This is a genomic window from Imtechella halotolerans, from assembly GCF_028743515.2.
GTDB lineage: Bacteria > Bacteroidota > Bacteroidia > Flavobacteriales > Flavobacteriaceae > Imtechella > Imtechella halotolerans.
The window spans coordinates 128,547-148,687 of sequence record NZ_CP117969.2 but is presented as its reverse complement, the minus strand read 5'-3'; the positions used below and the strand labels follow the sequence as shown (position 1 = coordinate 148,687).

General features: G+C 35.7%; 26 protein-coding genes. 18 read left to right on the top strand and 8 right to left on the bottom strand.

The window, feature by feature from the left end; all coding sequences use genetic code 11:
• Nucleotides 1-58: 58 nt before the first annotated feature.
• Nucleotides 59-286 carry a PspC family transcriptional regulator gene (locus PT603_RS00735; protein WP_008238263.1) on the bottom strand — a complete coding sequence of 76 codons (228 nt, stop codon included), beginning with the start codon at nucleotides 284-286 and terminating at the stop codon, nucleotides 59-61.
• A gap of 209 nt (nucleotides 287-495) precedes the next feature.
• Entirely contained in the window at nucleotides 496-807 is a 312-nt protein-coding gene (locus tag PT603_RS00730) for a rhodanese-like domain-containing protein (RefSeq protein ID WP_008238265.1), read from the bottom strand.
• Nucleotides 808-1,045: 238 nt separating this feature from the next.
• On the opposite strand from PT603_RS00730, the gene PT603_RS00725 reads away from it, so the two are divergent.
• The 12 genes from PT603_RS00725 (at nucleotide 1,046) to PT603_RS00670 (ending at nucleotide 10,566) form a co-directional block, all read left to right on the top strand.
• Nucleotides 1,046-1,462, top strand: coding sequence for a MarR family winged helix-turn-helix transcriptional regulator (locus PT603_RS00725; RefSeq protein WP_309258598.1), 417 nt, complete (start codon nucleotides 1,046-1,048; stop codon nucleotides 1,460-1,462).
• Between the two features lie 62 nt (nucleotides 1,463-1,524).
• Complete coding sequence (locus PT603_RS00720) at nucleotides 1,525-2,028, top strand: YceI family protein (protein WP_008238269.1); 504 nt, start codon at nucleotides 1,525-1,527, stop codon at nucleotides 2,026-2,028.
• Between the two features lie 22 nt (nucleotides 2,029-2,050).
• Nucleotides 2,051-2,623 (top strand): YceI family protein, encoded by a 573-nt coding sequence (locus PT603_RS00715; protein WP_008238271.1) that lies wholly within the window; start codon nucleotides 2,051-2,053, stop codon nucleotides 2,621-2,623.
• A gap of 263 nt (nucleotides 2,624-2,886) precedes the next feature.
• Nucleotides 2,887-4,293 carry an anthranilate synthase component I family protein gene (locus tag PT603_RS00710; RefSeq protein ID WP_008238272.1) on the top strand — a complete coding sequence of 469 codons (1,407 nt, stop codon included), beginning with the start codon at nucleotides 2,887-2,889 and terminating at the stop codon, nucleotides 4,291-4,293.
• Nucleotides 4,294-4,296: 3 nt separating this feature from the next.
• Nucleotides 4,297-4,860 (top strand): anthranilate synthase component II, encoded by a 564-nt coding sequence (locus PT603_RS00705; RefSeq protein ID WP_008238273.1) that lies wholly within the window; start codon nucleotides 4,297-4,299, stop codon nucleotides 4,858-4,860.
• Between the two features lie 39 nt (nucleotides 4,861-4,899).
• Entirely contained in the window at nucleotides 4,900-5,895 is a 996-nt protein-coding gene (gene trpD / locus PT603_RS00700) for an anthranilate phosphoribosyltransferase (protein WP_008238274.1), read from the top strand.
• Nucleotides 5,896-5,898: 3 nt separating this feature from the next.
• Nucleotides 5,899-6,684, top strand: a complete 786-nt coding sequence (gene trpC, locus PT603_RS00695) for an indole-3-glycerol phosphate synthase TrpC (RefSeq protein ID WP_008238275.1) — start codon at nucleotides 5,899-5,901, stop codon at nucleotides 6,682-6,684.
• Nucleotides 6,681-7,310 carry a phosphoribosylanthranilate isomerase gene (locus PT603_RS00690; RefSeq protein ID WP_008238276.1) on the top strand — a complete coding sequence of 210 codons (630 nt, stop codon included), beginning with the start codon at nucleotides 6,681-6,683 and terminating at the stop codon, nucleotides 7,308-7,310. The genes trpC and PT603_RS00690 overlap by 4 nt, the downstream gene beginning before the upstream one ends.
• Before the next feature lie 20 nt (nucleotides 7,311-7,330).
• The gene (gene trpB / locus PT603_RS00685) at nucleotides 7,331-8,512 is read left to right on the top strand and encodes a tryptophan synthase subunit beta (protein ID WP_008238279.1); all 1,182 of its coding nucleotides are present in this window, start codon (nucleotides 7,331-7,333) and stop codon (nucleotides 8,510-8,512) included.
• A 4-nt stretch (nucleotides 8,513-8,516) separates the two neighbouring features.
• Nucleotides 8,517-9,281 (top strand): tryptophan synthase subunit alpha, encoded by a 765-nt coding sequence (gene trpA / locus PT603_RS00680; protein ID WP_008238280.1) that lies wholly within the window; start codon nucleotides 8,517-8,519, stop codon nucleotides 9,279-9,281.
• Between the two features lie 69 nt (nucleotides 9,282-9,350).
• Entirely contained in the window at nucleotides 9,351-9,482 is a 132-nt protein-coding gene (locus PT603_RS00675) for a 30S ribosomal protein THX (protein ID WP_008238282.1), read from the top strand.
• Nucleotides 9,483-9,606: 124 nt separating this feature from the next.
• Nucleotides 9,607-10,566, top strand: coding sequence for a c-type cytochrome (locus PT603_RS00670; RefSeq protein WP_008238290.1), 960 nt, complete (start codon nucleotides 9,607-9,609; stop codon nucleotides 10,564-10,566).
• Here PT603_RS00670 and PT603_RS00665 read toward each other — a convergent pair.
• The 4 genes from PT603_RS00665 to PT603_RS00650 form a co-directional block, all read right to left on the bottom strand.
• The gene (locus tag PT603_RS00665; RefSeq protein WP_008238292.1) at nucleotides 10,563-11,222 is read right to left on the bottom strand and encodes a uracil-DNA glycosylase family protein; all 660 of its coding nucleotides are present in this window, start codon (nucleotides 11,220-11,222) and stop codon (nucleotides 10,563-10,565) included. The genes PT603_RS00670 and PT603_RS00665 overlap by 4 nt on opposite strands.
• A 9-nt stretch (nucleotides 11,223-11,231) precedes the next feature.
• On the bottom strand, nucleotides 11,232-11,990 hold the full coding sequence (gene yaaA, locus PT603_RS00660; RefSeq protein ID WP_008238293.1) for a peroxide stress protein YaaA: 759 nt from the start codon (nucleotides 11,988-11,990) through the stop codon (nucleotides 11,232-11,234).
• Nucleotides 11,991-12,100: 110 nt separating this feature from the next.
• Nucleotides 12,101-13,138, bottom strand: a complete 1,038-nt coding sequence (locus PT603_RS00655; RefSeq protein ID WP_008238295.1) for an RluA family pseudouridine synthase — start codon at nucleotides 13,136-13,138, stop codon at nucleotides 12,101-12,103.
• Nucleotides 13,125-13,733 carry a PASTA domain-containing protein gene (locus PT603_RS00650; RefSeq protein WP_008238297.1) on the bottom strand — a complete coding sequence of 203 codons (609 nt, stop codon included), beginning with the start codon at nucleotides 13,731-13,733 and terminating at the stop codon, nucleotides 13,125-13,127. The genes PT603_RS00655 and PT603_RS00650 overlap by 14 nt, the downstream gene beginning before the upstream one ends.
• A 150-nt stretch (nucleotides 13,734-13,883) precedes the next feature.
• Here PT603_RS00650 and PT603_RS00645 point away from each other — a divergent pair, with 150 nt between their 5' ends.
• From PT603_RS00645 to PT603_RS00635, 3 genes are all read left to right on the top strand, one after another.
• Nucleotides 13,884-14,861, top strand: a complete 978-nt coding sequence (locus tag PT603_RS00645) for a D-alanine--D-alanine ligase (protein WP_008238299.1) — start codon at nucleotides 13,884-13,886, stop codon at nucleotides 14,859-14,861.
• A 13-nt stretch (nucleotides 14,862-14,874) separates the two neighbouring features.
• Nucleotides 14,875-15,330: a pantetheine-phosphate adenylyltransferase gene (gene coaD, locus PT603_RS00640; protein WP_008238301.1), complete on the top strand. Its 456-nt coding sequence runs from the start codon at nucleotides 14,875-14,877 to the stop codon at nucleotides 15,328-15,330.
• A gap of 102 nt (nucleotides 15,331-15,432) precedes the next feature.
• Entirely contained in the window at nucleotides 15,433-17,211 is a 1,779-nt protein-coding gene (locus PT603_RS00635; RefSeq protein WP_008238303.1) for a M14 family metallopeptidase, read from the top strand.
• A gap of 37 nt (nucleotides 17,212-17,248) precedes the next feature.
• Here PT603_RS00635 and PT603_RS00630 read toward each other — a convergent pair whose 3' ends face one another.
• Nucleotides 17,249-17,833 carry an NUDIX hydrolase gene (locus PT603_RS00630; protein WP_040488645.1) on the bottom strand — a complete coding sequence of 195 codons (585 nt, stop codon included), beginning with the start codon at nucleotides 17,831-17,833 and terminating at the stop codon, nucleotides 17,249-17,251.
• A 7-nt stretch (nucleotides 17,834-17,840) separates the two neighbouring features.
• On the opposite strand from PT603_RS00630, the gene pyrE reads away from it, so the two are divergent.
• Both pyrE and PT603_RS00620 read left to right on the top strand, forming a co-directional pair.
• Entirely contained in the window at nucleotides 17,841-18,479 is a 639-nt protein-coding gene (gene pyrE, locus PT603_RS00625) for an orotate phosphoribosyltransferase (RefSeq protein WP_008238308.1), read from the top strand.
• Between the two features lie 25 nt (nucleotides 18,480-18,504).
• Nucleotides 18,505-18,894, top strand: coding sequence for an SRPBCC family protein (locus tag PT603_RS00620; protein WP_008238310.1), 390 nt, complete (start codon nucleotides 18,505-18,507; stop codon nucleotides 18,892-18,894).
• Nucleotides 18,895-18,943: 49 nt separating this feature from the next.
• On the opposite strand, the gene PT603_RS00615 is transcribed toward PT603_RS00620, so the two are convergent.
• Nucleotides 18,944-19,675, bottom strand: coding sequence for a biotin--[acetyl-CoA-carboxylase] ligase (locus PT603_RS00615; protein ID WP_008238311.1), 732 nt, complete (start codon nucleotides 19,673-19,675; stop codon nucleotides 18,944-18,946).
• A gap of 93 nt (nucleotides 19,676-19,768) precedes the next feature.
• Between PT603_RS00615 and rsfS the strand changes: the two genes are divergently transcribed.
• Entirely contained in the window at nucleotides 19,769-20,140 is a 372-nt protein-coding gene (rsfS, locus tag PT603_RS00610) for a ribosome silencing factor (RefSeq protein WP_008238312.1), read from the top strand.
• The last annotated feature ends 1 nt before the right edge of the window (nucleotide 20,141 follow it).

Below are 20,141 nucleotides of genomic sequence, written 5' to 3'. Positions count from 1 at the left end.
AAATCAAATTTTACAGATTAAATATCATAAGTATCCGCAAGGTTTTCACACTTTTACTTTATAAATCGTATACCGAGGAACGTTTGGTGTAAATCAAATCCTTGAGTTGAAGCAGTAAGGCCAAGGTAAGGTATACCGCAAACCAAGCACCAAAAGTGGCAAAAGACACATAGATAAAAAACAACCTAACATTTTTAGCCTTCATCCCTAAACGCTCCGCAAAACGAGAAGAGACTTCAAAACCATATTTTTCAAAAAAGTAACGTAGTTGATGCATCCAATTCATAGCTATCAATTTGGCGTAAATATACTAATCTTACTCTTCTGTACATTTTTAAAAAAGGAATTTTACACTTTCTATAACTCCATATTATATAATATGGATGATACGAATATGTGATGACACGACTCGCTTTAATTAAAAAATCTTCTTTCAACTTTTGAAACTACAAAAATGAAAGAAGATTTCGAATTCCATATACAGAAGGAAGAAGACTATTCAGCCACGTCACCCTCCCAGTTCATAAAACCACCTACAAGGTTAAAGGTGTTTACAAATCCAAGTTGACTCATAATGGCACATGCTTGCCCACTACGGTTCCCTGAACGGCAATACACATATATATTCTTAGCTTTATCCAAAGATTCTACTTCCTCAATAAAACCTTGTCCTTTATAAATATCAATATGAATTGAATTAGGTATATATCCCTCTTCTACCTCCTCAGAAGTACGAACATCTAATATTAATGCGTTTTCATCAGCAGCCAATTGAGCTGCCCATTCTTGTTGTGTTAAATCTGCCATGATAAATGGTTTAATGTTTTGGAGAACAAAAATAAAAAATACAATACGTACAGCTTAAAATTTTTCACCTTTTAATATCGATTTAGCAAATAAACCCTTTTAGGTGTGTAAAGAATTAAAATTGATTTTAAAAAATAAAATTCATTATTATTTGGTAGCTACATTTTTTTTCATACATTTGTACCTACAATTGTTGTTCATACAAATGAGAATCGAAGATATTATAAAAAAAGAAATTATGCCCGATCACCAGAAGACAGTTATCAATCTAATGATAACAGCCAACGAAGTTAGTGATAAAGCAACAGAAGCGCTTAAGCCGTATGATATATCTCTACAGCAATTTAATGTACTTCGCATTCTTAGAGGGCAAAAAGGAAAACCGGCAAACCTAAGCACCATACAAGAACGTATGATCAACAAAATGAGTAACACCACTCGATTGGTTGATAAACTAATCACAAAAAATTTGGTTGAACGCAATACCTGCGAAAACAACAGACGTAAAGTGGAAATTTTTATTACCCCTGAAGGATTACAACTTCTAGAAAAAGTGGATCAAATAATTATTGATGTAGAAAAAAAATGCATTGAGTCCTTAACTCAAGAAGACATTATTCAATTAAACACCTTATTGGACAAAATAAGAAATTAAAAAAATTTTAACAAACAGTTGTATATACAATAGTAGTAATAACAATTATATTTACATTCCTTATGAATACAAAAATCATTAACACAGAAAATGCTACCATTGAATGGGTAGGAAAAAAAATTCTAGGTTCACACAATGGTACCATTGAATTTAAAGAAGGTTTTTACAATTTTGTAGAAGACCAATTAGTAGGTGGCGAATTTTTGGTAGACATGACTACGATCACTGTAACTGACCTTAGCGGAGACATGAAAAATCAATTAGAAGGACACCTACATTCAGATGACTTCTTTAGCACTGCTAATTTTGACACCTCCAAATTAGCCATCACAAACGCCACTAAAAAAGGAGATGACACTTATGAAGTTCAAGCGGACCTAACCATCAAAGGACAAACTCACCCGGTAGACTTTGAACTAAAAATTGCGGGCAATACAGCAACCACAGAATTCAAAATAGATCGCACCAAATATGGTATCAGATATGGATCTGGAAGTTTCTTTTCTAACTTAGGAGACAATACCATAAGTGATAAATTCACGTTAAAAATTTCACAACAACTATAATTTAAAAACAAGTAACAATCACATGAAAAAAACATTTGCAACCCTAGTAACCGTTTTGGCTCTAGTAATAAGTGGAACTACACTTAATGCCCAAACAAAAAAAGATGTAAAAGTAAATGACAGCAAAATTGTATGGAAAGGATACAAAGTAACTGGCTCACACGAGGGAACCATTAATTTAAAAAGTGGTAGCTTAACCTTTAAAGGAGATGCCTTAACTGGAGGTGAGTTTGTAGTAGATATGACTTCATTGGAATCTACAGATCTATCTGGAAATATGAAAGGAAAGTTGGATGGTCACCTTAAATCAGATGATTTTTTTGGTGTTGAAAACCACCCTGAAGCAACCTTAATGCTTACTAGTGTAAAAGCTACAGGAAAAAACGCCTATAATGCCAAAGGAAAATTAACTATTAAAGGAAAAACGAATCCTGTAGAATTCACAATTGCTATCTATGGTAGTAAGGCTAATGCTACAGTAAAAGTTGATAGATCTAAGTATGATGTTCGTTACGGATCTGGAAGCTTCTTTGACAATTTAGGAGATAAAACCATTTATGATGAGTTTGATTTAGTAGTCGACTTAGTATTCTAACCCCCCAACTACTAAGGAAGTCCCGTTACAAGCGGGACTTTTTTTATATATTTTTTTATACAACAGCGGTTATTTCAAAATTGATTTTTATATTTGGAGCATTCAAAAGAAAAAATGACACAAATTTTAAACAATACTTGGTGGTGGAGTAACTTACGTCGAACGTCGTGAGGCACACTGCTATTGTATCGTTTTAATACCATACGTAAAAGGCTTGTCAATCACGACAAGCCTTTTTTTGTACTTAATATTTATCTAACGCTATGAAATCATTTCAACTTCAAACAACTTACAAACAAATTCTGGCAGACACTATAACTCCTGTTAGTGTCTATCTAAAAGTACGAGACCGTTACCCAAACAGTATTTTACTTGAGAGCAGTGACTACCATGCGAATGACAATAGTTTTTCTTATATCTGTTTTAATCCCATTGCATCCATAAAAATAGAGAATGAACGGATTATAAGAAATTTTCCAGATGGTACAACCCAAAATACCACCATTACTTCTCAATCTCACATTCCATCAGAGATTGAAACTTTTGCATCTCTTTTTCGTACTCATAAAAATGATTTTAAATTTATAAATAATGGGCTTTTTGGTTACATCGCATACGATGCAGTGCGATATTTCGAAGAAGTCGAAATAACTACAAAAGAAAATAGTATAACCATACCAGAGGTCTATTACGCAATCTATCAGAATATAATTGCCATTAATCATTTTAAAAATGAAGCATTTATATTTTCACATTCATTTAATACCCAAAGTAACATTTCTGAAATAGAACAATTACTACAATCCAAAAACTTCGCCTCTTACCCATTCAGTAAGGTGGGAATCCCAACCTCTAACATGGATGACAACACATACTTAGATTTAGTCGACGCGGCTAAAAAACATTGCGCACGTGGCGATGTTTTTCAATTAGTCCTTAGTCGTCGTTTTTCTCAAACATTCAAAGGTGATGAGTTTAATGTGTACCGTGCCCTACGCAGTATTAACCCTTCCCCGTATTTGTTTTATTTTGATTACGGCAACTTTAAGATTTTTGGAAGTTCCCCTGAAGCTCAATTAATAGTAAAGCATGGTAAGGCTGAAATCCATCCAATTGCAGGAACCTTTAAACGTACAGGAAATGACGAAAAAGATGCAGAGCTAGCGAAGAAACTTTCTGAGGACGTCAAGGAAAATGCAGAACATGTAATGTTAGTGGATTTGGCACGTAATGACTTAAGTAGAAATGGACATTCAGTGACAGTTGAAACGTATCGAGAGGTTCAATTCTTTTCACATGTGATTCATTTGGTATCAAAAGTGACCGGACAAAAGAAACCTGAAGCACCAACCATGCAGGTGGTGGCGGACACCTTTCCTGCTGGAACACTAAGTGGAGCTCCTAAACATATGGCACTTCAACTTATTGACAAATACGAACCTACTAACCGTGGATTCTACGGTGGAGCAATTGGTTTTATGGACTTTGAGGGCAATTTTAATCACGCCATTATGATTCGCACATTCGTAAGCAAGAATCATCAATTACATTATCAAGCCGGTGCAGGGCTAGTTTCAGCATCTAACCCTGAAAGTGAGTTACAGGAAGTCTTCAATAAACTAGGCGCTTTAAACAAAGCATTGGAATTAGCAGAAAACATCAAACATTAAAAAATGAAAAAGATATTAATTATAGATAATTACGATAGTTTCACCTATAATTTGGTGCATTATTTTGAGGATTTAGGTTGTGAAGTACTTGTAAAAAGAAATGATCAACTCACTATTGAAGAAGTAGCTCCCTTTGAGAAAATTGTACTTTCACCCGGACCTGGAATTCCTGATGAAGCCGGACTATTAAAATCTATTATAAAAGAATATGCTCCAACTAAAAGTATCTTAGGCGTTTGCTTAGGACAACAAGCTATAGGTGAGGTTTTCGGTGGTTCTTTAATAAATTTAGATAAAGTCTATCATGGCGTTGCCACAAAAGTTACCATCACTCAAGAAGACAAATTATTTGAAGGCCTGCCTCGAGAAATTGAAGTAGGACGTTACCATTCTTGGGTAGTAGATTCTAATTTGCCGGCAGATCTTATGGCCACTTCATTTGATGAAAATGGACAGGTAATGTCACTTCGCCACAGACATTATGATGTATGTGGTGTTCAATATCATCCTGAATCTGTACTCACTCCGTTGGGAAAAAAAATACTAGAAAACTGGTTAAAAGACTAATCAACAGAAACTAGTTTTTCAATTCACTAAATATTCACTATGAAAAATACACTTAATAGACTTATAAATCATCAGACCATTTCCAAAGAAGAAGCTAAAAGTACCCTAGTTGCCATTTCAAATGGAAATGCAAATCAAAGCCAAATAGCTGCATTCTTAACCGTTTACATGATGCGTAGTATTACAATTGAAGAACTTGAAGGATTCAGAGATGCCCTTTTAGAGCTATGTATTCCCGTAAATCTTAAAGGAATTACTACTATAGACTTGTGTGGTACAGGAGGAGATGGTAAAGACACCTTCAATATCTCTACACTTGCCTCATTTGTGACTGCTGGAGCAGGTGTGCCAGTTGCAAAACATGGAAATTATGGTGTTTCATCTCGTTGCGGATCAAGTAACGTTATGGAGTTTCTTGGACTAAAATTTACCAATGAAATTGATTACTTACAACGCAGTATTGAAGAGGCAGGAATTTGTTTTTTACATGCACCGCTTTTTCATCCTGCTATGAAAAATGTAGCTTCAATCCGAAAAGAACTAGCGGTTAAGACTTTCTTCAATATGTTGGGACCAATGGTAAACCCCGCTTTTCCGAAGAATCAGATGGTAGGGGTATTTAATCTGGAACTTGCAAGGATGTATGGATATTTATACCAGAATACAGATAAAAATTACACCATATTACATGCCTTAGACGGATATGATGAAATATCACTTACCGGAGAAACTAAAGCAATCCGTAATCAATCAGAACAAATTATTACCCCTGAGGATTTTGGCATAGCTAGATTGCATCCCGAACAAATCATGGGTGGTGAAAACATTGAATCTTCCGCTAAAATATTCATGCAAGTATTAAAAGGAGAAGGAAGTCAGGCACAAACTAATGTAGTTTGTGCCAATGCAGGAATGGCAATTGCTACTGCGGAACAGCTTGATCCAATAACAGGTTTTGAACGCGCTAAAGAAAGTCTTCTTTCAGGAAAAGCGCTGCATTCTTTTACCAAACTACAATCTTTAAGCAAGTTCTAGACCATGACTATTTTAGACAAAATTATAAGGGACAAACGACAGGAAGTAACACTAAGAAAAAATCTTATTCCGACAACACAACTAGAAAGTTCTGTTCTTTTCAATCGAACCGGTACTTCAATGGCAGAACTTCTTCGAAACAGTAAAAGTGGTATTATAGCTGAGCATAAGCGACGCTCTCCCTCTAAAGCTGTAATTAACCAACAATTCTCAGTATTTGATGTCATCACAGGTTATGAGAATGCTGGAGTGTGTGGGATTTCAGTTCTTACTGATGGAAAATATTTTGGTGGTTCGCTAGACGATCTATTAACTGCCAGAGCAACTACTAATATTCCATTATTACGTAAAGAATTTATAATAGATGAATACCAACTATTAGAAGCCAAAGCATTTGGAGCTGATGTCATTTTATTAATAGCAGCAGTACTGGAGCGAAAAGAAATTCAACAATTATCTACCACTGCAAAAAACCTAGGATTAGAGGTATTACTGGAGGTACACAATCTAGAAGAGCTGGAAAAATCATTGATGCCTTCAATAGATTTATTAGGTGTAAACAACCGAAACTTAAAAACTTTTGAAGTAAGCATAGATACAAGTAAAGATTTGGCATCAGCCATACCTGATGAATTCGTAAAAGTATCAGAAAGCGGGATAAGTTCTACAGAAGCAATCAAAGAACTACAAAACTATGGGTATCAAGGTTTCCTAATTGGTGAACATTTCATGAAAACTGAACATGCAGGAAATGCCGCCACTTCATTCATACAATCTTTACAATCATGAAAGTCAAAGTTTGCGGAATGAAATACATGGATAATATTCTACAAGTGGGAGCGCTTCAGCCAGACTATATGGGATTTATTTTCTATAAAAATTCGACCAGGTATATCGCAAATGAGCTTATTCCTGCATTAAGCCAAAACATAAATAAAGTAGGTGTCTTTGTAGATGCTTCCTTGAAGGATATAGAAATCGCTGTTCATAAATACCACTTACAAGTGGTTCAATTGCATGGAGAAGAAACTCCCTCGTTTTGTAAATCCTTACAAAAGTCTTTAAACGTTAAAATAATAAAGGCCTTTCCTGTTAACGACTATTTTGACTTTTCAATAGTAAGAGATTTTGAGCCTTATGTTTCCTTCTTTTTGTTTGATACGCAAGGAAAATTGCCAGGGGGTAATGGCTATTCATTCAACTGGTCGCTTTTAGAGTCTTATCCTTCTAACAAACCATTTTTCTTAAGTGGTGGCATTTCGCTAGACTCTATAGAATCTTTAAAAAAATTCATGTATTCTTCAGCAGCTAAACACTGCCATGCAATTGACTTAAATAGTCGATTTGAAGTAATACCAGGCGTAAAAGATGTTGAAAAGTTAAAAGCCTTTCAACAAATATTACAAACACTATAAAACCTATAAAAAAAGAAAAAATGAGTTATCACGTAAACGAAAATGGATATTATGGTGAGTTTGGAGGAGCTTATATCCCCGAAATGCTGTATCCTAATGTTGAAGAACTAAAACAAAGGTATCTTGAAATCATGGCTGCACCAGAATTCCAAGAAGAATTCAATCAACTTTTAAAAGACTATGTAGGAAGGCCCTCCCCTCTCTACTACGCCACTCGATTATCAGAAAAATACCAAACAAATATTTACCTTAAGCGCGAAGACCTTAACCATACCGGGGCGCATAAAGTAAATAATACTATTGGTCAAATTCTAATGGCAAAACGGTTGGGCAAAAAACGTATCATCGCCGAAACAGGGGCTGGTCAGCATGGAGTCGCGACCGCAACAGTATGTGCACTTATGGGTATGGAGTGTATCGTTTATATGGGTGCCATTGATATTTCACGCCAAGCTCCCAATGTTGCTCGAATGAAAATGCTAGGAGCGGAAGTACGACCGGCACTTTCTGGAAGTAAAACCCTTAAAGATGCCACAAATGAAGCCATTAGAGATTGGATTAATAATCCTGAAGACACGCATTACATCATTGGTTCTGTAGTTGGACCGCATCCTTATCCAGACATGGTAGCTAGGTTCCAAAGTATCATTTCTGAAGAAATCAAAATGCAACTTTTAGAAAAAGAAGGTACTGAGTTTCCAAACTATGTTATTGCCTGTGTGGGAGGAGGAAGTAATGCAGCTGGAGCCTTTTATCATTTCTTAGACAATGAAAAAGTTGGTCTTATTGCTGTAGAAGCAGCTGGAAAAGGTATAGAAAGTGGAGAAAGTGCCGCCACTTCAGCTCTTGGAAAGACAGGTATTATTCACGGAAGTAAAACATTACTAATGCAGACTCCAGATGGCCAAATTACAGAACCTTATTCTATATCTGCCGGATTAGATTATCCTGGAGTAGGCCCTTTACACGCACATCTATTCTGCTCGGGAAGAGGTGAATTTGTTTCCATAACTGATGATCAAGCGATGAAAGCTGGCATGGAACTATGTCAATTGGAAGGGATCATTCCTGCCATTGAAAGTGCACACGCACTTGCCGTATTTGGAAAGAAGAAATTTAAAAAGAGTGACATTGTAGTACTTAACCTTTCGGGAAGAGGAGATAAAGATTTAAGCACATATATCAATTATTTTAATTTATAATAGGATGAACAGAATACAACAAAAACTTCAAGAGAATAAAAAACTGTTATCCATTTATTTCACTGCCGGATATCCTTCTTTAAGTGACACTAAAACCATCCTTGAACAGCTTGAGATAGGAGGAGTTGATATGGTAGAGATTGGTTTGCCCTTTAGTGATCCTTTAGCTGATGGACCAACTATTCAACAAAGCTCCACTAAAGCTCTTGAAAATGGAATGAATTCAGAATTACTTTTTGAACAACTTCAAGAAATACGAAAAACAGTTGATATTCCATTACTTATAATGGGTTACTTCAATCCTATTATGCAATATGGTGTCGAGAACTTTTGTCGTCGTTGTGCCGAAGTAGGTATTGATGGGTTAATTATTCCCGATTTACCTGTAGATGTATATCACCATAACTATCATCATATTTTTGAACAATATGGGCTAATTAATATCTTTCTCATTACACCTCAGACGTCTGAAGATCGAATACGATATATAGACCATATTTCCAGCGGTTTTATCTATATGGTAAGTTCAGCAAGTGTTACTGGGGCTCAAAACACTTTTGGAGAAACACAACAAAAATATTTTGATCGCATTTCATCCATGGACTTAAAAACTCCGCAAATTGTAGGATTTGGTATTAGTAATAGTGAAACCTTTACTCAAGCAACCCGTACTACCAAAGGAGCAATAGTTGGCTCCGCCTTCATCAAGCACCTTACAGAACATGGAATTAACAATATAACCTCATTCATCAAAACACTTAGAACATAATCACCTCATATTCTTTCATATAAGTATTATTTTTAGTACCTTGAGAATTCACTTAAAATTATACGTAATATGGGAAAAGGAGATAAAAAGACTCGCCGAGGGAAAATCATTATGGGAAGTTATGGTAGATTAAGGCCAAAAAGAGGGGCGTTTAAAATCAAACCAAAACCTGTAAAGACTGAAACTGTAAACAACTCTTAAACCTGAATGGATTTCATTCAGGTTTTTTTTGTAAAATAAAAAACCTGAATATCAAGTACTTGCATAAAAAAAACAGTTTTACTACTTTTATAAGTAACTAACTTTCAACAACTAACCAACCATTATGAAAAAATTAGTAAAAATCACCGGAATTATTTTCGGGATTGTATTTCTTATACTTATTTGTATGGTTTTGTATGTGAACTTCACAGGCATTCCTAAGTATGAAGTAGTGCTTCCTGAATATACACATGTAAGTACTCCTGAAAGTATTGAGCGTGGAAAGAAACTGGCATTAACATTATGCGCAGGATGTCATAAAAATCATGAAACAGGAAAATTAACAGGAACATTAATGCTCGATGCTCCACCTGAATTCGGGAAAATATATTCCCAAAATATTACCCAGGATAGTACTTACGGAATAGGCAATTGGACTGATGCAGAACTTTTATATCTTCTTAGAACCGGTATAAAAAAAGACGGTCAATATATCCCTCCCTATATGGCTAAGCTAACAGTAACCTCTGATCAAGATATTAATGCCATTATAAGCTTTTTGCGATCGGATGATCCCTTGGTGGCTCCCAATCCCACTCCTGACCAACCAAGTGAAGTTTCCTTCCTGACAAAATTACTATCGCATTTGGTATTTAAACCTATGCCCATGCCCACCAAACCTATAAAAATGCCTGATACCACGGATAGAGTTGCTTTAGGGAAATATTATATCCAAACATTAGATTGCTTTTCATGTCATTCTGCCGATTTTAAAACTAATGATTACTTGGTTCCCGAAAACAGTAAAGGCTATATGGCGGGAGGTAACAAACCTCTTAATATGGAAGGGCAAATTATAGCCACTTCTAACCTAACTCCTCATAAAACAAGTGGTATTGGTAACTGGACAGAAGAACAATTTATAAAAGCCGTAAAATTCGGATTGGTTGAAAATGATCGAGCATTGCGTTTTCCGATGTTACCCTTCGTATACTTAACCGATTACGAAATCGCTTCGATGTATGCCTATCTGAAAACATTACCTCCTGTAGACAATAAGGTACCACGAGTTTTTTATGATTAATCCTTAAAAAACCTTTCATATTGAAACACCCGAAAATCAATTGTTGTCATTTTCGGGTTTTCTTTTTTTAATGTTTTATACAAGGGTAATGATCCTACTGCTCTATTTGCTGATCCTGATGGCGCAAGTAAGGATACAGTAGTTATTTGTCTTCCTTCAACTTCAAAACGATGAATTCTAGGAACTTCTTTACTAACCATCTCCAATCGAAGAGCATGGTCCTTTAAATGCCTTCTAAAAAAATATTCCGGCCCATTCTTGCTATTCCCTCCAGTGAAGAGAAGCATCTCCACTGTTGGAATGTCTCTTATATACTCTATAACATTACGTATTTGTACGGAATGCATCCCAAGATCACTAGCATCTATCTTGTTTCGCCATGCCGATTCTACTATATCACAAATTCCAATATGATGTTTTTCTAGGAAATTCTTACGTTGGTGTATTGCTTCTTCGGTAAGGGCATAATCCAAATTAAGATGAAAAATACGATCAAGTATAGGCCAAAGTTGTCCATCGCGACTCCCATAACAAAAATCTACATCGCCTTCTCTTAATAATCCCTGGGTAAACCGAGGTGGTGGAAGTGTACCCACTATCAATTTTCGGGCACCATCCGGTATGAAAGGTCCATATGGATGTTTATGATGAAACAAAATACCTTATTAACGGATAAAAACGAGTTCCTTCTCGGTTGACATTACCTCACTAAAACCATATCCTTGGTAATTGAACCCTTTTAAATCTTCAATTGTTTGGGCATTAGTATCGATAATATACCTTGACATATACCCTCGTGCAAGCTTAGCATACGTCATAACTGTTTTATATTCTCCATTTTTAAAATCTTTAAAAGTGGCCGTAATTACAGGCACTTTCAAAGACTTCACATCAACAGCTTTAAAATACTCGTTACTGGCTAGGTTGACAAATAGTTCCCCTTCTTCCAATTCGTCATTAAGGGCTTTGGTAATTTTAGTCTTCCAAAATTCATACAGATTCTTTGCCTTACCTACAGCCAAGGAAGTACCCATTTCTAGCCTATAGGGCTGCATAAGATCCAATGGCTTTAACAGCCCGTATTGTCCTGATAGAATACGTAGTGATTGTTGAACCTGATCTAATTTTTCTACAGGTATGGTGTACGCGTCCAAACCTCTGTATACATCACCACTAAAAGCATATAATGCCTGACGTGAATTTTCTAATGTAAAAGGAAGTTTCCACTCTTGATTTCGTTCATAATTAAGTCTACCCAAATCATCCGAAATATGCATCAATTTCGACAATGACTTGCTGGATTTCTTTTTTAGTATGCCATTTAAACGTTCGGCTTCAGGAAGAAATACTCCTTGAGTAAATTTTTCAGTTGGTACTGGCGATTCGAAGTTTAATGATTTAGCAGGCGATATAACAAATTTCATGAGTGAATCAGTTTTTATATTGACAAATCAAAAGTACAATTAAACCATAGAACCCTCAACACCAATAGACATAACTTATTGATAGTAATATCAAAAAAATTGATGCACTATTACAATTCCAGATCTTGATGCTTAGAATAGGTACGCCATTTCTCGATACAAGCCTGCATATCCTCAGGTATTTCAGTATCAAAACGCAAAAAGGTACCTGTTACAGGGTGTTCAAAACCTAGGGTTTTGGCATGTAAAGCTTGACGTGGAAGTACTTGAAAACAGTTCTCAACAAATTGTTTATACTTTGTGAATGTAGTGCCTTTTAAAATTTTATCACCACCATAACGTTCGTCGTTAAATAAGGTATGTCCAATATATTTCATATGGACACGAATCTGATGTGTACGTCCAGTTTCTAACTTACATGAAATAAGAGTAACATACCCGAATCGCTCAAGAACCTTATAATGAGTAACAGCTTCTTTACCTAAACTTCCATCTTCAAAAACAGCCATTTGTAATCTATCTCGCAAATGTCTGCCAATATGCCCCCTTACAGTTCCTTCATCTTCTTCCACATTACCCCAAACGAGTGCTACATACTCTCGTTCACTTGATTTATCAAAAAACTGTTTAGACAAATGATTTAAAGCGTGTTCTGTTTTAGCTATTACCAAAAGACCACTTGTATCTTTATCAATCCTGTGAACTAGGCCAGGTCGTTCACTACTATTAATTGGAAGATTGTCAAAATGATAAATTAGAGCATTAATAAGGGTCCCGCTATAATTCCCATGACCTGGATGGACCACCATCCCTGCTGGTTTATTAACTACCAAAAGAACTTCATCCTCATACACTATGTCCAAAGGAATATTCTCAGGAGTTAGCAAATATTCGTGAGGTGGATGAGCAAACAACACTTTTATTTCATCACCCGCTTTTACCTTATAATTTTGTTTAACAGTAACTCCATTCACATAGATGTTTCCATTTTTGGCCGCTTGTTGAATTTTATTACGAGTTGCGTTCTCTATTCGATTCATCAAGAATTTATCAATACGGAAAGGTTGCTGACCTTTATCAGCCTTAAAACTATAATGCTCATAAAGATCATCATCCTGAGCTTCTGTTTCAGGATTATATTCCTCCATCTTCTTGTATTGTTTCCGGAGAATTATCCTCCATCATACTGTTAATATCATTTCCGTTTCCACAGATCAGGTCTATCTTTGAAGTCTTTATAAGTTGGTCACCAGGTTGTATCTCCTTACCTTTAAATTCCAATCCCAATACCATATCCTTTCCTATATTATCTACATAGGTAACCTTTCCAATTTCCAATCCTACTGCTTTTAATGTTGCTTCAGCACTACGTCTAGTGATTTGCACCACCTTAGGAATAGTTACCTTACGATAACCTGATGGATTAATGGTTAAATAAATTTTACGGTTTTGTTTAACTTGAGAACCCGCCTTAGGGTTTTGATCAATAACAGAATAAACAGGGTATTTAGGATTATAATCCGTGGAATCTAAAACCTCAAACCTTAAATCTGTCGCTTCGAGAATTTCAGCCACTTCATGTAATGATTTTTTAGATAAATCTGGAACAGCAACATGTTCACCATGATTTGTTTGGACTTTAAGCATTTGCAAGGTTAAAAACACCAATACAATCAATAATATTCCAGCTATCACAAGCTGCTTTACAAATGTTTTACTAACAAGAAATCGGAAGATACTCATACCTTTTGTTTAGGATGACAAATATATAAAAAACCATGCGTACCCAGTTTTTATTGTAGACACCTTATCACAAATAATTATATTAGGACACTTATATCGTCAAATTAGTTTTATTTTTGAAGTTACAAATCTTGAAAGTTTTTCAGCTGTATGCAAAAGAATATTGCTATTGTAATGGGAGGGTACTCCAGCGAATATAATATCTCGCTTCAAAGTGGAAATGTGGTGTATGCTAACCTAGATATCCAAAAATACAAAGGATACCGAATTCATCTTCTCAAAGAAAAATGGGTTTATATTGCTGATGATGGAAGTGAAATTCCAGTTAACCGTCATGATTTTTCAATTACTATTGATGGTCAACACATCCTATTTGATGGTGTTTTTAACGCAATTCATGGCAGTCCTGGAGAAGATGGTTATTTGCAAGCCTACTTTGCATTACTAGGAATACCACAAACAAGCTGTGATTTCTACCAGGCCGCTCTTACATTTAATAAACGTGACTTACTTTCAGTATTGAAGCCTTATGGAATTAAAACAGCCAAATCCTATTATCTTAACTTAGGGGACACCATAGATATTCCAGCCATCATTAACGCGGTAGGCTTACCTTGTTTTGTAAAAGCTAACAAGGCCGGAAGTAGCTTTGGAGTTAGCAAAGTATACGCTGAGGAAGACATGCTGAATGCTGTAGAGGTAGCTTTTAAGGAAGATGACGAGATCATTATAGAATCTTTTCTTGATGGAACGGAAGTATCTGTAGGAGTAATTAATTATAAGGGGAATGTTACTGTTTTACCGATCACAGAAATTGTTTCCGACAATGATTTCTTTGATTATAAGGCAAAATATCTTGGTCAATCCCAAGAGATTACCCCGGCACGTATTAGTGATGAGATGGCTGCAAAAGTAAGTGCAACAGCCAAAAAGGTATACGAAGTCTTAAAAATGAAAGGGTTTAGTCGAAGTGAGTATATCTTTGTGGAAGGTGAACCACATCTTTTAGAGGTAAATACCGTCCCTGGACTTACAGAGGCCAGTATACTTCCTCAACAAGCGGCCAAGGCAGGTATTTCATTAAGTGAATTATTTGATAACGCACTTGAATTGGCTTTAACCAAGTAACAAAAATTTAAGTATGAGAAGAGCCCTATTTCCAGGATCATTTGACCCAATTACTTTAGGTCATTATGACATCATAAAACGTGGAGTACACTTGTTCGATGAAGTAGTTGTAGCCATTGGAATCAATGCCGAAAAAAAGTATATGTTTACACTAGAAGAACGAATGGCATTTATTAAAAAAGCATTTTCCAATGAACCTAAAATAAAAGTAGTTACCTATCAGGGACTAACAGTGGATTTCTGCAAAGAAATTGATGCACAGTTTATTCTACGAGGATTGAGAAACCCAGCTGATTTTGAGTTTGAAAAAGCGATAGCACATACAAACAGAAAGTTATCAGGTATTGAAACAGTATTCCTATTAACAGCGGCCAGTACTTCTTATATTTCATCATCTATTGTTCGAGATGTGATTCGCAATGGTGGAGATTATTCCGTGTTAGTACCCAACAGTGTTCATCTGGAATAGAACTAAAAAAACTCCCTTGGTTATTGATTAATTGCTTTCTGTCTAATTTTTATAACATGTTGTTGTTTTTTTAGTATGTTTGATTAGCCAAACCTTCTATTCATGAAACAATTCTGTATTAGCCTATTATTAGTTATTATTTACGGCTGTGATTCCCCTTTAACATCTAAAAAGGATAGTTTTGTAACTCGATATGAAAAATCTAATGGAAAAGAAACTCCATCCTATCAGGAAGTAATTGATTTTTACAAAGAACTATCACAATCTTATACAACGGTTGCTTTACAAACAATGGGACTTACCGATAGTGGTTACCCACTTCACATTGTAACGTATAATCCAGATGGAGATTTCAATTTCAATAATATCCGTAAGGATAAGAGGATCATTTTAATAAATAATGGCATTCATCCAGGAGAGCCTGATGGTATCGATGCAACCATGCTACTTATACGCAACTTGGCACAAAAACAACTGGAAGCACCTAAAAACACTGTTATTGTAGCAATTCCTGTATACAATATTGGTGGCGCTCTTAATCGCAACAGCACCACTAGAGTTAATCAAGATGGACCTCAAGAATATGGATTTAGAGGAAATGCGCGCAATTATGACTTAAACCGTGATTTCATAAAATCGGACACTAAAAATGCGCAATCATTTGCCGAAATATTTCACCTTGTACAACCTGATGTCCTAATAGACAATCATGTGAGCAACGGAGCAGATTATCAATATGTCCTTACCCATTTATTCACTCAACACAATAAACTTGGTGGTGAATTAGGAGAATACCTTCATACTAAAATGGTACCTGATTTAGAAAAATCACTGGCAGCAAAAACCATGAGCAAGGAACATGACAGCCTTCCTGATCGAAATTGGATTATTACTCCCTATGTTAATGTTTGGAATAAGCCTCCAGACCATGGATTCTCGCAATTCATGGATTATCCACGCTACTCTGTAGGATACAGCGCCCTTTGGAATGTATTAGGAATAACTGTGGAAACACACATGCTTAAACCTTACAAAGAGCGTGTTGAAGGCACCTATGAGCTCATGAAAAGCATGATTGATCTTGTCGACAAAGATGCAGAGACTATTAGTCAAACACGTAAGAAAAATGAAGAATACTTTGCACAATTAAGTCAGTACCCAGTGGATTGGGAACTTGACACCACCCGTTTTTCAACTTTTGAATTCAAAGGGTATAAGGCGGATACCATAACAAGTGAAGTAACAGGTCTTCCAAGGTTAAAATATGATCGCAACCAACCTTTTAGTAAGGAAATTGTATATCAAAATTATTTCAAACCTACAAAAATGGTAAATGTACCTAAAGGATACATTATTCCACAAGGATGGCATAAAATTATAGAGTTACTTCAAAAAAACAAGATCACTATGAATCAGGTTGATCAGGATAAGAAAATATGGGCAGAATATTACCGGATTGAAACATTTCAAACCCGCACGACCCCTTTTGAAGGACATTATCAACATTACAATACAACAGTTACTAAACACCAAGATAGTATTTCGGTACGTAAAGGTGATTATCTCATAGACATTCAACAACCAGGGTTAAGATATCTTTTGGAAGTATTGGAACCAGAGGCACCAGATTCATTCTTTAATTGGAATTTCTTCGACACTATTCTCCAACAAAAAGAAGGTTTTTCAGCGTATGTTTTTGAGGATATTGCCAAAGAAATTCTAGACAATAATCCACAATTAAAATCTGAATTCGAAGCCAAACGAGCTGAAAACGAGTCCTTTTCTGAAAATTGGTACCAACAACTAGATTGGATATACAAAAATTCACCTCATTATGAAAAAGCACATATGCGATATCCCATATTTAGACTAATGGAATAAATACTATAAAAAAAGACGTCCTTTAAACGTCTTTTTTTTATTGAAACAATCTTCTAATATTCGCATAAGAATATTTTAATGCTACTGGGATTTGATCTTGTGTTTTCCAAACTACTTCTTCTATCCCTTCATCACATTGTGCCACTAATTTACCTTTGTAATTTGTAGTCATTTTGTACCAGTAGGTTTCTTTTAGCTTGTAATCACCATTACGTTTAAAGATATGGTAGGTTCTGCCTATGAATTCTCCCAGCTTAAGCTTTTTAACACCCGTCTCTTCTTCAACTTCCCGTAAAGCGGCTTCCTCAATGGTCTCTCCCTTATCTAGCTTTCCTTTTGGTAAATCCCATTTTCCATTTCTTTTTATAAAAAGCACCTGACCTTCCGGATTGGTTACAAGCCCTCCGGCTGCCACTACAATGGGAATTTTATTTTTAAATCGCTTTAACAATTGTTGTTCATCTGGATGATACAAGTGAGCCGCTTTTATTTTACCCTTGGAAAGCTGCTTTATAATGTATTCAACCCGAGCGTCTTCAAGAAGGTATTGTTTGAAATCGGTTTCTTTGACAAGTGTATTTGTCAAAATGATGGGTCGTTCGTTTATAAAAACTTCATACATTTGCGTCATGATTTTAGAAAAGAACACAGCCAAAAAAACAGCCGAGCTATTATTGCAAATTAATGCAATAAAGTTGAATCCCAAAAATTCTTTTACATGGGCATCAGGCTGGAAATCCCCTATCTATTGCGACAATAGAATCATACTTTCATTTCCACCTATTCGTAATTATGTGCGCGAAAACATGGCTAAACAACTGGAAAAAACATTTGGTAAACCAGATGTAATTGCAGGAGTTGCCACAGGAGCCATAGGCATTGGAATGCTCGTTGCGGAGTATATGGGACTTCCTTTTGTATACGTTAGACCTGAACCTAAAAAGCATGGTCGCGAAAACCAGGTTGAAGGTTTTCTTGATAAGGGTCAAAATGTAGTAGTCGTAGAAGATCTTATTAGTACCGGAAAAAGTAGTCTTAATGCGGTAACCGCACTTAAAGCACAAGGTGCCAATGTAAAAGGAATGATTGCCATTTTCTCTTATGGGTTTGCTGTTGCAGAAGAAAATTTTTCCAAAGAAAATCTGAGTGTCTATACCTTGAGCAACTATGACCATTTACTAGAACAGGCCATGGACACCAAGTACATCAACGAAGAAGACGTAGCTATTTTAAAAACTTGGCGGACCAATCCTGCTGATTGGAAATAATACCTAACAATTTAGTGATAAAAAAATGAATATAGAAAGTCCTAAAATAACAGTACCAAAATCAGCTGAAGAGCTATATACATTACTAACTGACATCAAAAACTTTGAAAAATTGATGCCAGATAACATTAGTAAATTCGAAGTCCTGAGCGATAAACGTTTCTTATTTGCGCTTAAAGGGATGCCGGAGATAGTTTTGGAATTGAAGGAATCAACTCCCCACTCTAAAGTTGTATTAGGTGCTGCTAGTGATAAACTTCCTTTTACTTTAACAGCAAATCTTGATGCTTTAGGAGAGCAAACTGATGCTCAACTTCAATTTGAAGGTTCATTTAACCCAATGATGGCAATGATGGTAAAAGGTCCTATCACCAACTTCATTGGCACCTTGGTTGAGAAAATGAAAAACTTATAAACACCATCCCTTAATATGATATTAAAAGCCCAGATAAATCTGGGCTTTTTTAATACAACAATTTCACTTCCTTTAAATCAAACTCTTGAAAAATAGCATCTTCAAGCTCCACAATCAGTTTACCAGTCTCTGAGACACCACGAATAAATCCCATGATCAAACTACCATCCTGCTTTTTAAAAGTTGATGGCTTATTAATTCGAAACAATTGAGCTTCATATTCCTGCTGCAGAACTTCCAAATCCCACTGAGAATAATCATCCAACTCACTGATCAATGCTGAAACTAAGTGATGTAGTAATTCATCAAGGTCAAAAGTTTTCCCTGTAATGCGTTGTAACGAGGAAACACTCTGAAGACCATTAAATTCTATTTGGTTTACATTAAGTCCAATTCCAATAATACTCTCAAATGTGGTAGCATTCTTAACCGAATTTTCAATCAATACACCCCCAATCTTAGCATTGGCTGACAAAATGTCGTTTGGCCACTTTATATGTACATCGGGAATATTCAACTGCCTCAATGTCTTAAATACTGCCAAAGAAACTTTCATGTTGACAAAAAAAAGTTGTTCCAAGGGAAACCCTTTAAAGTGTTTCAACACACTAAACGTAAGGTTTTTGCCAGGTTGAGAAATCCATATTGTTCCCATTTGCCCACGTCCTGACAGTTGTTCGTCTGTGTAAATCACTGTATAATCCTGCAAAGGATATTGCATGGCAAATTGCCGCAAATAGGTATTTGTAGAATCAATGGCATTAAGTTTGACGATGTGCATAGAAAGAAAATTGGTTTTGGTTATAACGTATTGTTAAATCCAATGGTTATGAAACCAAAAAAATAATAACTTTGTGCAAAATAATTAAAATTAATGGTAAAAAAGAGCGGTAGTGCAGATCAATTAATTGCTGTTATCTTAAAAGGCATAGAAGAGGTAAAGGGGAAAGATATAGATATTCTTGACCTAAGAGAGATAGAAAATACGGTTTGCGACTATTTCATTATATGCAATGGTTCCTCTAACACACAGGTTAATGCCATTGTAAATTCCATCCAAAAAATTGTAAGCAGAGAAACCAAAGACAAACCTTGGCATGTTGAAGGAACGGACAATGCCGAGTGGGTATTAATGGACTATGTGGATGTGGTGGTACATGTTTTTCAAAAACATGTAAGAGAATATTATGACATTGAAGGCCTTTGGGGAGATGCCAAAGTAACCTCTATTCAAACTAATTATTAGA

Bases quoted from the DNA above. Each gene is read 5' to 3' on its own strand.
- PT603_RS00705 (WP_008238273.1), top strand. From the start codon at position 4,297: ATGAAAAAGATATTAATTATAGATAATTACGATAGTTTCACCTATAAT.
- trpA (WP_008238280.1), top strand. From the start codon at position 8,517: ATGAACAGAATACAACAAAAACTTCAAGAGAATAAAAAACTGTTATCC.
- rsfS (WP_008238312.1), top strand. From the start codon at position 19,769: ATGGTAAAAAAGAGCGGTAGTGCAGATCAATTAATTGCTGTTATCTTA.
- PT603_RS00655 (WP_008238295.1), bottom strand. From the start codon at position 13,138: ATGGAGGAATATAATCCTGAAACAGAAGCTCAGGATGATGATCTTTAT.
- coaD (WP_008238301.1), top strand. From the start codon at position 14,875: ATGAGAAGAGCCCTATTTCCAGGATCATTTGACCCAATTACTTTAGGT.
- PT603_RS00690 (WP_008238276.1), top strand. From the start codon at position 6,681: ATGAAAGTCAAAGTTTGCGGAATGAAATACATGGATAATATTCTACAA.
- PT603_RS00735 (WP_008238263.1), bottom strand. From the start codon at position 286: ATGAATTGGATGCATCAACTACGTTACTTTTTTGAAAAATATGGTTTT.
- PT603_RS00620 (WP_008238310.1), top strand. From the start codon at position 18,505: ATGAATATAGAAAGTCCTAAAATAACAGTACCAAAATCAGCTGAAGAG.
- PT603_RS00615 (WP_008238311.1), bottom strand. From the start codon at position 19,675: ATGCACATCGTCAAACTTAATGCCATTGATTCTACAAATACCTATTTG.
- PT603_RS00720 (WP_008238269.1), top strand. From the start codon at position 1,525: ATGAATACAAAAATCATTAACACAGAAAATGCTACCATTGAATGGGTA.
- trpB (WP_008238279.1), top strand. From the start codon at position 7,331: ATGAGTTATCACGTAAACGAAAATGGATATTATGGTGAGTTTGGAGGA.
- PT603_RS00710 (WP_008238272.1), top strand. From the start codon at position 2,887: ATGAAATCATTTCAACTTCAAACAACTTACAAACAAATTCTGGCAGAC.
- PT603_RS00730 (WP_008238265.1), bottom strand. From the start codon at position 807: ATGGCAGATTTAACACAACAAGAATGGGCAGCTCAATTGGCTGCTGAT.
- pyrE (WP_008238308.1), top strand. From the start codon at position 17,841: ATGATTTTAGAAAAGAACACAGCCAAAAAAACAGCCGAGCTATTATTG.
- PT603_RS00630 (WP_040488645.1), bottom strand. From the start codon at position 17,833: ATGTATGAAGTTTTTATAAACGAACGACCCATCATTTTGACAAATACA.
- PT603_RS00715 (WP_008238271.1), top strand. From the start codon at position 2,051: ATGAAAAAAACATTTGCAACCCTAGTAACCGTTTTGGCTCTAGTAATA.
- PT603_RS00650 (WP_008238297.1), bottom strand. From the start codon at position 13,733: ATGAGTATCTTCCGATTTCTTGTTAGTAAAACATTTGTAAAGCAGCTT.
- yaaA (WP_008238293.1), bottom strand. From the start codon at position 11,990: ATGAAATTTGTTATATCGCCTGCTAAATCATTAAACTTCGAATCGCCA.
- trpC (WP_008238275.1), top strand. From the start codon at position 5,899: ATGACTATTTTAGACAAAATTATAAGGGACAAACGACAGGAAGTAACA.
- PT603_RS00635 (WP_008238303.1), top strand. From the start codon at position 15,433: ATGAAACAATTCTGTATTAGCCTATTATTAGTTATTATTTACGGCTGT.
- PT603_RS00670 (WP_008238290.1), top strand. From the start codon at position 9,607: ATGAAAAAATTAGTAAAAATCACCGGAATTATTTTCGGGATTGTATTT.
- PT603_RS00675 (WP_008238282.1), top strand. From the start codon at position 9,351: ATGGGAAAAGGAGATAAAAAGACTCGCCGAGGGAAAATCATTATGGGA.
- PT603_RS00725 (WP_309258598.1), top strand. From the start codon at position 1,046: ATGCCCGATCACCAGAAGACAGTTATCAATCTAATGATAACAGCCAAC.
- trpD (WP_008238274.1), top strand. From the start codon at position 4,900: ATGAAAAATACACTTAATAGACTTATAAATCATCAGACCATTTCCAAA.
- PT603_RS00645 (WP_008238299.1), top strand. From the start codon at position 13,884: ATGCAAAAGAATATTGCTATTGTAATGGGAGGGTACTCCAGCGAATAT.